The organism is Paenibacillus paeoniae, from assembly GCF_003388735.1.
Classification (GTDB): domain Bacteria; phylum Bacillota; class Bacilli; order Paenibacillales; family Paenibacillaceae; genus Pristimantibacillus; species Pristimantibacillus paeoniae.
In genome coordinates, this window is sequence record NZ_QUBQ01000001.1 from 1,219,974 (window position 1) to 1,234,530 (window position 14,557).

11 protein-coding genes are annotated in these 14,557 nt (G+C 51.9%); 10 read left to right on the top strand and 1 reads right to left on the bottom strand.

Annotation, left to right across the window (positions count from 1 at the left end; translation table 11 throughout):
• The first annotated feature begins 70 nt into the window (after positions 1 to 70).
• From DX130_RS05480 to DX130_RS05490, 3 genes are read left to right on the top strand one after another with little or no spacing between them, the layout of a single operon-like run.
• Positions 71 to 2,155, top strand: coding sequence for a hypothetical protein (locus tag DX130_RS05480; RefSeq protein WP_116043462.1), 2,085 nt, complete (start codon positions 71 to 73; stop codon positions 2,153 to 2,155).
• The gene (locus DX130_RS05485; protein ID WP_116043464.1) at positions 2,152 to 2,463 is read left to right on the top strand and encodes an EscU/YscU/HrcU family type III secretion system export apparatus switch protein; all 312 of its coding nucleotides are present in this window, start codon (positions 2,152 to 2,154) and stop codon (positions 2,461 to 2,463) included. The genes DX130_RS05480 and DX130_RS05485 overlap by 4 nt, the downstream gene beginning before the upstream one ends.
• A complete protein-coding gene (locus tag DX130_RS05490) occupies positions 2,453 to 2,824 on the top strand; it encodes a YraN family protein (RefSeq protein ID WP_116043465.1) in 372 nt (123 codons plus the stop codon). The genes DX130_RS05485 and DX130_RS05490 overlap by 11 nt, the downstream gene beginning before the upstream one ends.
• 72 nt (positions 2,825 to 2,896) lie before the next feature.
• Here DX130_RS05490 and DX130_RS05495 read toward each other — a convergent pair whose 3' ends face one another.
• Positions 2,897 to 4,456, bottom strand: a complete 1,560-nt coding sequence (locus DX130_RS05495) for a YifB family Mg chelatase-like AAA ATPase (protein WP_116043467.1) — start codon at positions 4,454 to 4,456, stop codon at positions 2,897 to 2,899.
• Positions 4,457 to 4,770: 314 nt separating this feature from the next.
• Between DX130_RS05495 and sucC the strand changes: the two genes are divergently transcribed.
• From sucC to hslU, 7 genes are all read left to right on the top strand, one after another.
• Positions 4,771 to 5,931, top strand: a complete 1,161-nt coding sequence (gene sucC, locus DX130_RS05500) for an ADP-forming succinate--CoA ligase subunit beta (RefSeq protein ID WP_116043468.1) — start codon at positions 4,771 to 4,773, stop codon at positions 5,929 to 5,931.
• A 60-nt stretch (positions 5,932 to 5,991) separates the two neighbouring features.
• Complete coding sequence (gene sucD / locus DX130_RS05505) at positions 5,992 to 6,924, top strand: succinate--CoA ligase subunit alpha (RefSeq protein ID WP_116043470.1); 933 nt, start codon at positions 5,992 to 5,994, stop codon at positions 6,922 to 6,924.
• A 275-nt stretch (positions 6,925 to 7,199) separates the two neighbouring features.
• Entirely contained in the window at positions 7,200 to 8,324 is a 1,125-nt protein-coding gene (gene dprA, locus DX130_RS05510; RefSeq protein ID WP_116043472.1) for a DNA-processing protein DprA, read from the top strand.
• 28 nt (positions 8,325 to 8,352) lie between these two features.
• Complete coding sequence (topA, locus tag DX130_RS05515; RefSeq protein WP_116043473.1) at positions 8,353 to 10,452, top strand: type I DNA topoisomerase; 2,100 nt, start codon at positions 8,353 to 8,355, stop codon at positions 10,450 to 10,452.
• A gap of 609 nt (positions 10,453 to 11,061) precedes the next feature.
• Positions 11,062 to 12,390, top strand: a complete 1,329-nt coding sequence (trmFO, locus tag DX130_RS05520) for an FADH(2)-oxidizing methylenetetrahydrofolate--tRNA-(uracil(54)-C(5))-methyltransferase TrmFO (protein ID WP_116043475.1) — start codon at positions 11,062 to 11,064, stop codon at positions 12,388 to 12,390.
• 172 nt (positions 12,391 to 12,562) lie between these two features.
• The gene (hslV, locus tag DX130_RS05525) at positions 12,563 to 13,108 is read left to right on the top strand and encodes an ATP-dependent protease subunit HslV (protein WP_116043476.1); all 546 of its coding nucleotides are present in this window, start codon (positions 12,563 to 12,565) and stop codon (positions 13,106 to 13,108) included.
• 24 nt (positions 13,109 to 13,132) lie between these two features.
• Positions 13,133 to 14,533 (top strand): ATP-dependent protease ATPase subunit HslU, encoded by a 1,401-nt coding sequence (gene hslU / locus DX130_RS05530; RefSeq protein ID WP_116043478.1) that lies wholly within the window; start codon positions 13,133 to 13,135, stop codon positions 14,531 to 14,533.
• Positions 14,534 to 14,557 lie beyond the last annotated feature (24 nt).

The following is a 14,557-nucleotide window of genomic DNA, read 5'->3' on the forward strand; positions in this document are numbered from 1 at the left end:
GGGGCCATAGGACCGATATAATAGATATCTTTAGCGTGGGAAGCAATCCGCGGGTCGGGGGAGAAACAGTATGAATATCAGTCAAATGATGCGAGGGTTGCTGGGTGATGCGGTGAGCGGGGAAACCCGTGCGATGGAATTAAAAGTCGGCCAGGTCGTAAGAGGCGTCGTGGTACAGACATTCGAAAATAATGAAGCGCTTATTCAAATAAATGGCGCGCAAGTCCGCGCCAAGCTGGAGATGCCGATGACGACAGGCCAGTCGGCTATGTTGCAGGTGCAGCCCGAATCTAATAGCTCGGTCGTTTTGCTGAAGGCAGTTGATATCAGCGCGTCCGGCCTGCTGGACGATACTTTTCGTGATTATGCCAAGCAGCTTGGCTTGCCGGATCAGCGCTGGGCGCTTGATATTGTGAAGGATCTTCGAAGGGAAGGCTTCCCGTTCAACCGTACAACAGCGCAGGCATTCCAAGCGGCGATTGCAGCCATGCCGCGAGGCGCCGATCAAGAGCAGTGGATGACAGCCGCTGCGGCCGCTTTCAAACGGGGCTTGCCTATGACGGCAACTACGATCGCGTCGATGGGCCAGGTCATGTTCGGCCGGGCGCCGCATGAGCTTATGGATTCGTTGCAGCGTCAGCTAGGTGCGTTTGTTGGAGGTTCTGGCATGCCGGAAGCGGGCGGCGAAGCTAGATCGGCCCAGCATGCGGGAGCGCGTGTACTGGCGCTGCTGATGCAAGGAGATGCATTGCTTCGGGGAGGTCTAGCTTCAAGCAACAGTGGCAGCTCGGCGGCTGCCCCTGCTGCTCAAGGGCAACCGGCTGCTGCGGCCGCACAGACAACAGTTCCGGGACAATTCGCTCCACAAGTTGCCGCGGGAGTGCCGACAGGCGGAAATAATGCAAACCCGGCAGACAGCGCCAACACAAGCCCAGCAGGGGGCACCAGCGCAAGTCTGGCCGGAACTAACACAAGTTCTGCAAGCAGCGCCAATCCAGGCCCTGCAGGCGGGATCCATGCAAGCTCTGCAGGTAATCCGGGCACTGGCCAAGCCTCCGCCGCATCAGGTGCCAGTACAAATTGGCTGGGCGGGATGATGAAGTGGCTGGGCGTCGACCATGAGCTTCAGCTTGCCAAAGCAGCGACCACAGTCGAGAATGGCAGTCAGTCGGGGGCGGCGCAGTCGTCGAGGCAAGCCGCAGTCGAGGCTGGCATGTTGCGTCCCCAGACTGGAGCAGCGAGCGGGCAGTCTCAAGGTGCGGTTGCAAGCCAAAGCCAGGCTTCGCCCCTTACGGCTGGAGCCAACGGGGAGACGCTGGCATCCGCTGCAGCCCGGCCTGAGGCGTCTGTAGCGGGAATGAGAAGCGATGCGGCTGTTATAGCGCCTAGAGGAGCCGAGTCAGGCGCAGCAGAAGCGGGAAGGTCGCTAGCGGCTAATGCGCAGCCAACTTCGTCGCCATCTGCACAAGGCGCACAGCCGCACCAACCGTCCATGGGAGATGGCTGGAGTCGCGGAGACCAGACGCCTGCAGCATCCCAGACCGTCCAGCATGCGGCTGCGGCATCTCCAAGCGCGGTGCCAACGGAGACGCTTAAGAACGCATTGCTCACACTTGTGGGGGCAAGCGACACGCCTCCGGCAATTAAGGAAACGGCTCAGCAACTGATCCATCAGATTACAGGTCAGCAGCTTCTGCTTACGCCGGAACGCAACAGCTCTGTGTTTACTCATGTGACGATGTTCATTCCGCTGAAGGATGCGAATGGCGGAACGACGGCGTCGGTCCATATTCAAACTCGTCGGGGAAAAAGAGGAGAGCTTGACGCCGACAATTGCCGTCTGCTGTTCAATCTGTCCATGGCCTCGCTAGGCGACACGTTAGTAGATGTGAATGTGACGAACAAAATCGTCAGCTTGAATATATGGAATGATCATCCTGCAATTGCGGAGCTTATCGAGGGCTCGCGGGGGAATATTGCCACGCGACTTCAGGAAACGGGCTATCAGCTGTTATCGCTGCGCGCTACTCCGCTCCCAAGTCCGGAAGATAGCGCGGAAGCAGCGACTGCTGCGAAAGATAAGAAGATGCAGGCTCCACCTGATCTCTCGCAATTTTCCTCTACGCGCTACAAAGGGGTGGATTATCGGATATGAGTCAGGAGAATGAAGGCAGGGATAGGCCGTCGCCCATGCGCAAGGCCGTGGCGCTTAAGTACGAGCCTGGTGATCGTACGGCTCCTGTACTTGTAGCAAAAGGACAAGGATTAATCGCGGATCAGATTCTGGAAAAAGCAAAAGAGAACGGAGTGCCGGTTCAGGAAGACCCATCGCTTGTTGAGGTGTTATCCAAGCTGGATGTGGATCAGGAAATTCCTGCCGAGCTCTACGCTCTGGTAGCGGAGATTTTAACGTTCGTTTATCAATCGGACCGCAAAGCGAAGGAGATGAACGATGAGCGTTAACCGTCAGAGGCTAGGACGGATAGGGGAAGCGGAGGCGAGGCGTCGTCTGGAGTTGCTAGGTTACGTCATCTTGGTTGCCAATTGGCGTACCAGGCATGGGGAGTTGGATGTGGTGGCTGTAGATGGCGAACGTCTTGTCTTTGTCGAAGTCAGATCGCGCAGCGCCGTCAGCGGGGGCAGATACGGCACGGCTGCAGAATCGGTCGATCCCCGCAAGCAAAGGCAGGTACGCCTGCTCGCACAGAGCTATATGCACTTTACGAACCGGTATGACGCCTCCGTGCGCTTCGATGTGATCGCTGTGACGATAGGCGAGGAAGACAACATTACAGATTACAGGCATTACAAAGCCGCATTCTGAGCCGGAGGATGATCTCTCATCCGGATTCATGATGCGGCTTTATGGCTTTATATAGATGTTGATTTGAGGCTGTTACGTGATGCGAGCATCCATACGGCGATATTGTATGGCCTCGGCAACATGCTCGGCTTCGACTGAATCGCTGTTCTCGATGTCAGCAATCGTCCGGGCGAGCTTCAGCAGACGGTCATAGGCGCGCATGCTGATGCCAAGAATCTGGAACGCATTCTCGAGAAGCTTGTGAGCGTCCGGCTTGAGCGACGCAGCCTTGCGCAGTCCCTCTCCGTACAGTTCTCCGTTGGTTACAGCGCCCCATCTTCGGTTTCTTTCCTGCTGGATGAAGCGAGCGATTTCCACTTTGCTTCTTAGTTCGGCTGTGGAGCATACGGATTCGTTGCTCGGCTTCTCGAAGGAAATCGGCCTAGGCACTTCGAGCTGAAGATCGAGACGGTCGAGCAATGGGCCGGACAGTTTAGAACGGTAACGGATGATGGCTGAAGGGCTGCAGGTGCACCGCTTCTCCCCGTAATCATGTCCACAGTAGCCGCATGGACATGGGTTGTAGGAAGCGGCAAGCATTATGTTGGCCGGGAATCGGACCGTAGCCCGCGCTCTCGCAATCGAGACGATGCGATCCTCCAGCGGCTGTCTCAGCAGCTCCAGCACGATGCGTGGAAACTCGGGCAGTTCATCCAAAAACAATACGCCGCGATGCGCGAGTGTAACCTCGCCCGGCTTTGGAATGGAGCCGCCTCCGATGAGGCCGCCTGTTGAGATGCTGTGATGTGGGGCGCGGAAGGGTGGGCGGTCGATCAGTCCTCCGGCTCCTTCCGAAAGCTTGCCGGCTACACTGTATATTTTGGTAACTTCCAGTGCCTCCTGCTCGGACAAGGGAGGCAGAATACCTGGAAGCCGCCGAATCATCATCGTCTTTCCGGTTCCTGGCGGACCGCATAACAGAATATTATGTTTGCCGGCAGCAGCGATCAGCATAGCGCGTTTGGCTTGATGCTGGCCGATAATGTCGGCGAAATCCTCGCCGTTCCGACTGAGCGTGTCTAGGCCGGGTGTCGCTTCCGAGATTATATCGGCTGGAGTGTCGTTGAACTGATCCCAATAGGAGACAAAGCCGCTCCTTGGTTTTAATTCTTGCAAGTGGGACAGCGCGAAAATCTCGATACCGGAAATCCAGGCGGCTTCCTTTCTGTTGGCAAGCGGAAGGAGTACGCGCCTGATCCCCATTCGTTTGGCTTGCTCCAGCATGGCGAGCACGCCCGTGACGGGTTTAATACCGCCATTCAGGGACAATTCCCCAATAAGCAGAACACCTTCCAGGAGCCCAGCTTCCAATTGCTCGCTTGCGGACAGAATACCGGCGGCAATCGCCAGATCGAAGGCGGTGCCTTCCTTCCGGAGATCAGCAGGAGCAAGGTTGACCGTAATACGATCCATAGGGAAAGAAAATCCGCTGTTTTTCAGTGCAGCCCTTACTCGCTCCACGGATTCGCGGACAGCGGGATCTGGCAATCCAACCACGCTCACTTGCGGCAGTCCGCTGCTAATGTCGACTTCCACCGAAATGTTCTTGCCCTCCACGCCGAATACGCTTGCGCTATGCATAACGCTAAACAATAAAAAGCACCTCCCATTGACAATTAAGCCAATCACGCAGGTGCTTCCTCACGGATCTGTTTTTTCGATTGATTTCTATATTAGCGGTATGAAACCAGGCTGTCAATAACAGTATACACTGCGATTAAAAGACATTGAATAGGCTATACTAGTTGGCGTATGTCGACTTTGATCTCATTTTGAGATGATATCCATATCAAAAAGGTTTGCGCTTTCAAGGAAAAACTAAGGTACTGGACAAGGAAAAGTGCTACAATGATAAAGGTTTGTGTACATATGACTGATTCAAGTCTGTGAAATGGAGGATTTCAACAATGAATATCCATGAGTATCAAGGCAAAGCGGTGCTGAAACAGTATGGTGTAGTCGTGCCGGAGGGCAAAGTCGCATTCTCCGTTGACGAAGCTGTCGAAGCGGCACAAGCGCTAGGAACACCGGTGGTTGTCGTGAAGGCGCAAATCCACGCAGGCGGCCGCGGTAAAGCGGGCGGCGTTAAAGTAGCTAAAAACCTGGATGAAGTTCGCGCTTTCGCGAGCGATATTTTGGGCAAAGTGCTTGTGACTCACCAAACGGGTCCAGAAGGCAAAGAAGTAAAACGTCTTCTAATCGAGCAAGGCTGCGATATTAAGAAAGAATACTATATTGGCGTCGTACTGGATCGCGGCACTGGCCGCGTGACGATGATGGCTTCTGAAGAGGGCGGCACGGAGATTGAAGAGGTAGCCGAGCATTCCCCTGAGAAAATCTTCAAAGAAGTTATTGATCCAGCTGTTGGCATGCAAGCTTTCCAAGCGCGCAAGCTGGCTTACGCGATCAATATTCCAAGCGAGCTGGTGAACAAGACAGTTAAGTTCATGCTGGCTCTATACACGGCATTCGTCGAGAAAGACTGCTCGATCGCCGAGATCAACCCGCTGGTTATAACAGGCGATGGTAACGTGATGGCGCTTGACGCCAAGCTGAACTTTGATTCCAATGCGCTGTACCGTCAAAAAGAAATTTTTGAGCTGCGCGACCTGGAAGAAGAAGACGCAAAAGAAATCGAAGCGTCCAAATATGATCTTAGCTACATTGCGCTTGATGGCAACATCGGCTGTATGGTTAACGGCGCAGGTCTTGCTATGGCTACAATGGACATTATTAAATATTACGGCGGCGACCCGGCCAACTTCCTGGACGTAGGGGGCGGTGCTACAAAAGAGAAAGTTACGGAAGCTTTCAAAATCATCCTGTCTGACGAGAAAGTAAAAGGCATTTTCGTCAACATTTTCGGCGGCATCATGAGATGCGACGTTATCGCGGAAGGCGTTATTGCAGCTGCAAAAGAGCTTGGCCTTGACCGTCCGCTTGTCGTTCGCCTGGAAGGCACGAACGTTGAGCTTGGCAAGAAGCTGCTGAACGAATCCGGTCTGAACATTGTCGCGGCTGATTCCATGGCTGACGGCGCGCAAAAAATTGTCGCACTCGTAAAATAAAGCCGCTGAACCTGCGGCTGACGATACGCATACGAATACAATCAGGGGATGTGAGTGAAGTTGAGTATTTTGGTCAATAAGGATACAAAAGTCATTACTCAAGGCATAACAGGCAAAACTGGCATGTTCCATGCAAAGGGAGCACTCGACTACGGCACGCAAATGGTAGGCGGCGTAACGCCTGGCAAAGGCGGCACGAACGTTGACATTACGCTGGAGAACGGCTCCGTCGTTTCCCTGCCGGTATTCAACACTGTTCTGGAAGCCAAAAATGCTACGGGCGCTACAGCATCCGTCATCTATGTTCCGCCAGCATTTGCAGCTGATTCCATCTTGGAAGCCGTAGATGCCGAGCTGGATCTGGTCATCTGTATTACAGAAGGCATTCCGGTTCTGGACATGGTGAAAGTGAAGCGCTACATGGAAGGCAGCAAGACGGTTCTGATCGGACCGAACTGCCCAGGCGTTATTACACCAGGAGAATGTAAAATCGGCATCATGCCGGGCTACATTCACACCGTTGGCCATGTAGGTGTCGTATCCCGCTCTGGAACATTGACATACGAAGCGGTTCATCAATTGACGACTCGCGGCATTGGACAATCTTCCGCTATCGGTATCGGCGGCGACCCGGTGAAAGGCTCCGAGTTTATCGATATTCTGAGCCGTTTCAACGATGACCCTGACACTTACGCGGTAATCATGATCGGTGAGATCGGCGGCACAGCTGAGGAAGAAGCGGCTGAGTGGATCAAAGCCAACATGAAGAAGCCAGTTGTCGGCTTCATCGGCGGCGCAACGGCGCCTCCGGGCAAACGTATGGGCCATGCAGGCGCGATCATCTCCGGCGGCAAAGGTACTGCGGCTGAGAAAATCGCTACGCTGGAAGCTTGCGGAATCAAAGTAGCTCCAACTCCATCCGAGATGGGCTCCACGCTCGTAAGCGTTCTGGAAGAGCAAGGCTTGCTTGAGAAATGCATTACTCGCAAATAAACCTATAATAAAGGTAAGCAACCTTTGGACACTATGTACGGTGTCTGAAGGTTGCTTTTTTCTGTTTCTGGGCAAAAAGCTGAATCGATATTAAGCTCTCTAAATGAACAAATAGAAGCATTTTTTTAAATGAAGAAACTGCCCAGTTAGATTGTAATTTTAAGAAAGCTTTGTATCGGCGCTGTACAAATTTGACGGCCGACTTGCATTCTGCTTCTCCGTAACGCACAATAGATAGGAATGCAGGCTGGCCCGTAAAGAAGAGGGTTGGTTATATGGATAACGAGCATACATTGCGCAGAAGAATGGTTATTGCCTTTTATGAGCTGCCGGGAATTGGTTGGCATGCCGTTCAGAAGGCGGTGCTCCATCAGTTATGGAACAAGCGAAGCTGGTCGATGCAGGAGCTGCTGGATATCGGTCTGAAGCGGGAACAAGCGGAGACGGCAGAGCGCTTTTTCAAGAACGCTTCATGGATGGAGACAGTTGCAAGACAACGGGGTGAAGGCGATGCGCTTGTGCTTACGCCTTTTGACGAGAACTATCCTTCCATATTGCTGGAGATTGCGCAGCCACCCTGGGTACTCTATGCCAAGGGGCGACTGGATTTGCTGGATCGGCCAGCCGTTGCTATAGTTGGTACGCGTGTGCCAACCGCTTATGGCAGACATATGGCTGCGACTATCGCTCAGGAGCTCTCTGAGGCGGGGATCACGGTTGTCAGTGGGTTAGCCCGGGGAATTGACTCGAAAGCTCATGAAGCGGCTATGGAGGGTCCTGGAGGCACGATTGCGGTGTTGCCTACGCCAATAGACACCTGTTACCCGGCGGAAAATGCGTCTTTATTCCGGCGATTGGCGGAGAGTGGCTTATTGCTGTCGGAGACCCCGATTGGTACGAAGCTTCATCCGGGTCAATTTCATCAGCGTAATCGGATAATAGCTGCGCTCAGCCGAGCGACTATTGTGGTCGAGGGTGCCCGCAAGAGCGGCTCGCTTATTACAGCCAAGCATGCGTTGCAGATGGATCGCGAGCTGTTCGCTGTACCGGGACAGATCACTTCCCCCAAAAGTGATGGGCCAAACGAGCTCATACGCGAAGGGAGAGCAAGATTAATAAGCGAGACGTCGCAGTTATTTGAAGAACTGCCTTGGCTCCGTGATCAAGCCGACCGATATGTGGATAGCGGCGGCGTGTCCGGGCAAGTCAATCAGGCAGCGGCGGTGCTAGAGCCGGAAGAGCGCAAATTAATTGCGTTTTTACAGGATCAGCCCCTGTCCATCAATGAATTGCACGAGCTGTCCGCTATTCCGTTTGGACATTTGAACGCACTTCTGCTAAATTTATGTATAAAACGGAAAATCGAGCTACAGCCCGGTTCCATATATATAGCATTGTAACTTGTCGTAGAGAGAGGAGGCACCTCGCATGGCAGATTCATTAGTCATTGTCGAATCACCGGCCAAAGCCAAAACAATTGGTAAATACTTGGGCAGCAAATACATTGTAAAAGCGTCCATGGGTCATATCAGGGATTTGCCTAAGAGCCAGATCGGCGTCGAGGTCGATAATAATTTTAATCCGAAATACATTACGATTCGTGGCAAAGGCAGTGTGCTCAAAGAGTTGAAGGATGCCAGCAAAAAAGTGAAGAACGTTTATCTTGCAGCTGACCCCGATCGCGAGGGAGAAGCGATTGCCTGGCACTTGGCTCATTACCTGGAGCTGAACGAAAAAGATACTTGCCGAGTCGTATTTAATGAAATAACCAAGCAAGCTGTAAAGGACGCGTTTAAAAACCCGCGGAAGATTAACTTGGATCTGGTTAATGCTCAACAGGCGAGACGGATATTGGATCGTTTGGTAGGCTACAAGATCAGTCCTCTATTATGGAAGAAAGTCAAAAAAGGACTGTCCGCAGGACGGGTACAATCCGTAGCGGTTAAGCTTATTATTGATCGCGAAAATGAGATTGACGCGTTTGTGCCGGAGGAATACTGGTCGATTACGGCGAAGCTGAATCATGGCGGCGTCGCATTCGATGCGAAGTATTATTCGGTTGACGGACAGAAGCGTGAGCTTGGCAAAGAAGCAGATGTGCAGGAAGTTCTGCAAGCTATGGGCGAAAGCCCGTTTACCGTTGCCGAAGTGAAGGAGAAGGAAAGGCTTCGCAATCCGGCTCCTCCGTTCATTACAAGCTCGCTTCAACAGGAAGCGGCACGCAAGAACGGTTTCCGTGCTTCCAAGACGATGTCCGTTGCCCAGCAGTTGTACGAGGGCGTAGAATTGGGGAAAGAAGGAACGGTTGGTCTCATTACGTATATGAGAACAGACTCGACCCGGATTTCACCAGTGGCGCAAGAAGAAGCAAAGGAATACATCGTTGAGAAATATGGTCCGAATTATTCGCCGGAGCAGCCGCGAGTTTATACGAAGAAAAACAGTAATGCCCAGGATGCGCATGAAGCGATTCGTCCGACTTCTATTCTCCGAGATCCGGAGACGATGAAGCCATTCCTGTCCAGAGATCAGTTCCGTTTGTACAAATTGGTCTGGGAGCGTTTCGTATCCAGTCAAATGTCCTCGGCAATTCTGGATACGATGACTGTTGATCTGGCATCTGGCAAGACGGTGTTCCGGGCAACCGGTTCCAAGGTGAAATTCGCCGGGTTTATGAAGGTGTACGTAGAAGGCAACGATGACGGCACCGTTGAAGAATATAAGTTTTTGCCGCAATTGGCAGCGGGTGACGTCGTTCAGACTGACGGACTTGAGCCGAAGCAGCATTTCACCCAGCCACCTCCACGTTATTCCGAGTCAAGGCTTGTCCGAACGCTTGAGGAGCTTGGCATAGGTCGTCCGAGCACATATGCGCCGACACTGGAGACGATTCAGAAGCGCGGATATGTAGCGATAGAAGAAAAGAAATTTATGCCGACCGAGCTTGGTGATCTGGTTATTCAGCTCATGGAGGAATTTTTCCCTGAGATACTGAATGCGGAATTTACAGCCAATATGGAAGATAACCTCGACCATGTCGAGGAGGGTACGGAAGATTGGGTAAAGGTTTTGGCTAATTTCTATGAATCCTTCGAGAAGCGCCTTGAAGTCGCGGAAGAAGAGATGAAGGAGATTGAAATCCAAGATGAGGTGTCTGACGAGATATGTGAGAAATGCGGCAGACACTTGGTTTACAAGATGGGGCGTTTCGGCAAGTTCCTTGCATGCTCCGGTTTCCCGGAATGTCGCAATACGAAGCCGATAGTAAAAGATATTGGCGTCGCTTGTCCAAAATGCGGCGATGGTCATATTATCGAGCGACGTAGTAAAAAAGGCCGTATATTCTACGGCTGCGACCAGTACCCGGGTTGCGATTATGTATCCTGGGATAAGCCGACCGACAAGCCGTGCCCGAATTGCGAGGCTATGCTAGTCGAGAAGCGAAATCGCAGCGGCGTGAAGCTGCAGTGCGTTTCCTGCGATTATTCGGAGGAAGTGCCGGACGAAGATCAAGAAGAACAGGCGTAAGAGGCCGGATGGCCATATTGCGTCGAGCTTGCATATTGCACACACGTAACCACACGTCCTCCCTTCATCAGGGAGGATGATGTTGTTCTAAGGACTTCCTCAGCTTTGGCACAGTTTCCCAACATAAGCTCATAATTTGCAAATCTAACGCATTCATCGCGCTATCCATTTATCCCATACGACATCACCACATTAATTATGGTATAATCGATCGTCTGTGCCCGAAAAGCAATTCAACAGGGCAGAGTTAGCTGAGCAGGTCTCATAGCACTGATAGAAGTAATAGTGTCATAACAACAAACATACCTGACCCTAACCAATCAATCTCTCCCAGCAATGACCCAAGCCCCAACCACTTGGTTTCCATAAGGGGCAAGTCCGCAGGGACTAGCCATAACCTGCACCAAAATGAAGCTTGTCCCGAAGGGGCTAAGCGTTCCTAGCAGGAAGTCTCATTGGGACTTCGCGGATGTTCACTCGTCATGCAGGCGGGTGCCCTGAGGAGCGCAGCACCTTGGGGCTCTCCCTTGGAAGGGAGGGTTTGGGAGGGGGCGAAAGCCCTTAAGGAAAGGGTATTGGGATTTAACTACTGGAAAGGAATGAACACCATTGACACAGAAAGTAACCGTAATCGGAGCCGGACTTGCCGGAAGTGAAGCAGCATGGCAAATCGCATCACAAGGCGTGCCCGTTACTTTATACGAAATGCGCCCGGTAAGACAAACGCCGGCCCATCATACGAAAAATTTTGCCGAGCTGGTATGCAGCAACAGCCTTCGCGCTAACGGCTTAGCTAATGCGGTTGGCGTCTTGAAGGAAGAAATGCGCAGATTGGACTCTATTATTTTAAGCAGTGCCGATCTGCATGCAGTTCCTGCAGGTGGAGCGCTTGCGGTTGACCGCGACGGCTTCTCCGGTGAGATTACGAGCAGACTGCATAATCATCCGTTAATTGAAGTGCGCAATGAAGAGGTAACGGAAATTCCGCAAGATGGAATTACGGTCATTGCTACCGGACCGCTCACGGCGCCGGATCTCTCCAAGCAAATACAGGGCCTGCTCGGAGAAGAGTATTTTTACTTCTATGACGCGGCAGCTCCAATTATCGACAAAGATTCGATTGACATGAGCAAAGTCTATCTGGCATCTAGATATGATAAAGGCGAAGCCGCATATTTGAACTGTCCCATGACCGAAGAAGAGTTCGACGTGTTTTACGAGGCGATCATTTCTGCAGAGAAGGCGGAGCTCAAAGAATTCGAGAAGGAAATTTATTTCGAAGGCTGCATGCCGATTGAGGTTATGATGAGCCGAGGCAAGCAGACTGCCTTGTTTGGCCCTATGAAGCCTGTGGGGCTAGTCAATCCTCATACCGGTAAGCTTCCGCATGCCGTCATTCAGCTCCGTCAGGATAACGCTGCGGGCACGCTGTACAATATGGTCGGTTTCCAAACCCATTTGAAATGGGGCGAGCAGAAGCGCGTATTCTCGCTTATTCCAGGACTTGAGAATGCGGAGTTTGTCCGCTATGGCGTCATGCACCGCAATACGTTCATCAATTCACCAAAGTTGTTGAAGCCAACCTATCAGACTCAGGGCAAGGAGACGTTATTTTTTGCCGGTCAAATGACAGGTGTGGAAGGATACGTGGAGTCGGCTGCATCCGGACTGATTGCAGGACTGAATGCCGCTCGTCTGGCGAAGGGCCTTGAGCCGCTTGTACTGCCTGAACAAACAGCTCTGGGCAGTATGGCGCAGTACATTACGACTGCCGATTTCAAGCATTTCCAGCCGATGAATGCCAACTTCGGCCTGTTCCCGCCGCTTGAGAATCGGATTCGGAATAAGAAAGAGAAAAATGAAGCGATAGCGAATCGCGCTTTAGAGGGCATTGAGCAATTTAAACAGGAACATTTATCGTCGGCCGCCGTACAGTAAAATAGGGATGTTCAGCCTACCTGGGCTTTTATTTGTTCCAAAAGGAGTATGTTGCAACACCGTGTTTCATAAAACTTAAGCATATGTGCCGGTTGCGATGATAAATGCGGCAAGAGATGATCCTACCTTTACGAAACAAATACGATTCTGATTACTTAAGGAGGCCTGGCCGATGGAAATGCAGTTTCATGCAACGACGATCTGTGCAGTTCGTCATGAGGGGAAAGGTGCTATTGCGGGCGACGGGCAAGTTACGTTCGGCAATAGCATGGTGATGAAAAATACAGCAAAAAAGGTTAGACGGCTCTATCGGGGTCAAGTCGTAGCCGGATTTGCGGGATCGGTAGCGGATGCAATCACGTTGTTTGAGAAATTCGAAGCGAAGCTGGAGGAGCATCATGGCAATTTGCAGCGCGCTGCTGTAGAGCTCGCTAAGGATTGGCGTTCCGATCGCATTCTGCGCAAGCTGGAGGCGATGATGCTTGTCATGGATAAGAGCGGCCTGCTGCTCATCTCCGGCAACGGGGAGATCATTGAGCCAGATGATGACATACTGGCAATAGGGTCCGGAGGTACATTCGCCTTATCGGCAGCAAGAGCGCTTAAACGCCATGCTCCTGGCATGGAGGCAAAAGACATTGCGAGGTCGTCGTTACAGATTGCGGCTGAGATATGCGTGTACACGAATCAAAATATTATTGTAGAAGAAATCGGCTAGACCAAGAAGCGGAGGCGATGGAGAATGGGAAATGACGCACTGACACCGCGCCAGATCGTCGCGGAGCTGGATAAATATATCGTTGGCCAAAAGGACGCCAAGCGTTCTGTTGCCGTAGCGCTTCGGAATCGTTATCGGAGAAGCAAGCTGGATGAGACCATTCGTGACGAGATCGTACCGAAAAACATATTAATGATCGGGCCAACGGGCGTAGGCAAGACGGAAATTGCACGCAGACTTGCCAAATTGGTAAAGGCGCCTTTTGTCAAACTGGAGGCTACTAAGTTTACAGAGGTCGGCTATGTAGGTCGCGACGTGGAGTCAATGGTTCGTGACTTGGTGGAAACTGCGATCCGTATGGTCAAGTCGGAAAAAACGGAAGGCGTTAAGGACAAGGCAGAGAAGCTTGCCAACGAGCGTGTTGTATTGCTTCTTGCTCCTTCCGCGGCCAAACCGAAGTCGAATAAAAATCCGTTCGAGATGCTGTTCGGCGGCGGGAGCGAAGAGAAGGAAGAAGAGACGGACCAGGAACAGGATCATTCTCTTCACGCCAAACGAAACCTGATCCGAGAACAGCTTGCAGCTGGCAAGCTCGAGAATGAAGTGATCGAGATTGAGGTGGAGGACACCTCGCCTAATATGCTTGATATGCTATCGGGCCAAGGTCCCGAAGGCATGGGCATGAATATGCAGGAGCTCTTCGGCCAGTTGATGCCTAAAAAACCTAAAAAACGCAAGCTTCCTGTGAAAGAAGCGCGTAAAGCGCTTATTCAGGAAGAAGCGAATAAGCTGATCGACATGGACGACGTCATCTCGGAATCGGTCATCCGTGCAGAGCAAAGCGGCATTATCTTTATCGATGAGATCGACAAGATTGCAAGCCCTTCTCGCGGCTCAGGGCCTGACGTATCGCGTGAGGGCGTACAAAGGGATATTCTCCCTATTGTCGAGGGATCGACGGTTATGACGAAGTACGGGCCTGTTAAAACGGACTACGTACTGTTCATAGCGGCAGGTGCGTTCCATGTTGCGAAGCCTTCGGATCTTATTCCGGAGCTGCAAGGACGGTTTCCGATTCGGGTGGAGTTGACCAGCCTTAGTCTGGATGACTTCATTAACATTTTGACCGAGCCGAGAAATGCATTAACGAAGCAGTATACGGCATTGCTGCAAACGGAAGGCATCGAAGTGGAATTTTCATCGGAAGCCATTCAAGAACTTGCATCTATAGCAGCTGATGTTAATCGCAATATGGAGAATATCGGCGCACGCAGGCTGCACACGATTTTGGAGAAGCTGCTGGAGGATCTGTCCTTCGAGGCTCCGGAGCTTTCTTTGGATAAAATGTTAATTACGCCGGAATATGTACGCGAGAAGCTTGGCAGCATTGCCAAGGATCGCGATCTGAGTCAATATATATTGTAATGGTTACAGTTTTGGGAGGCATTT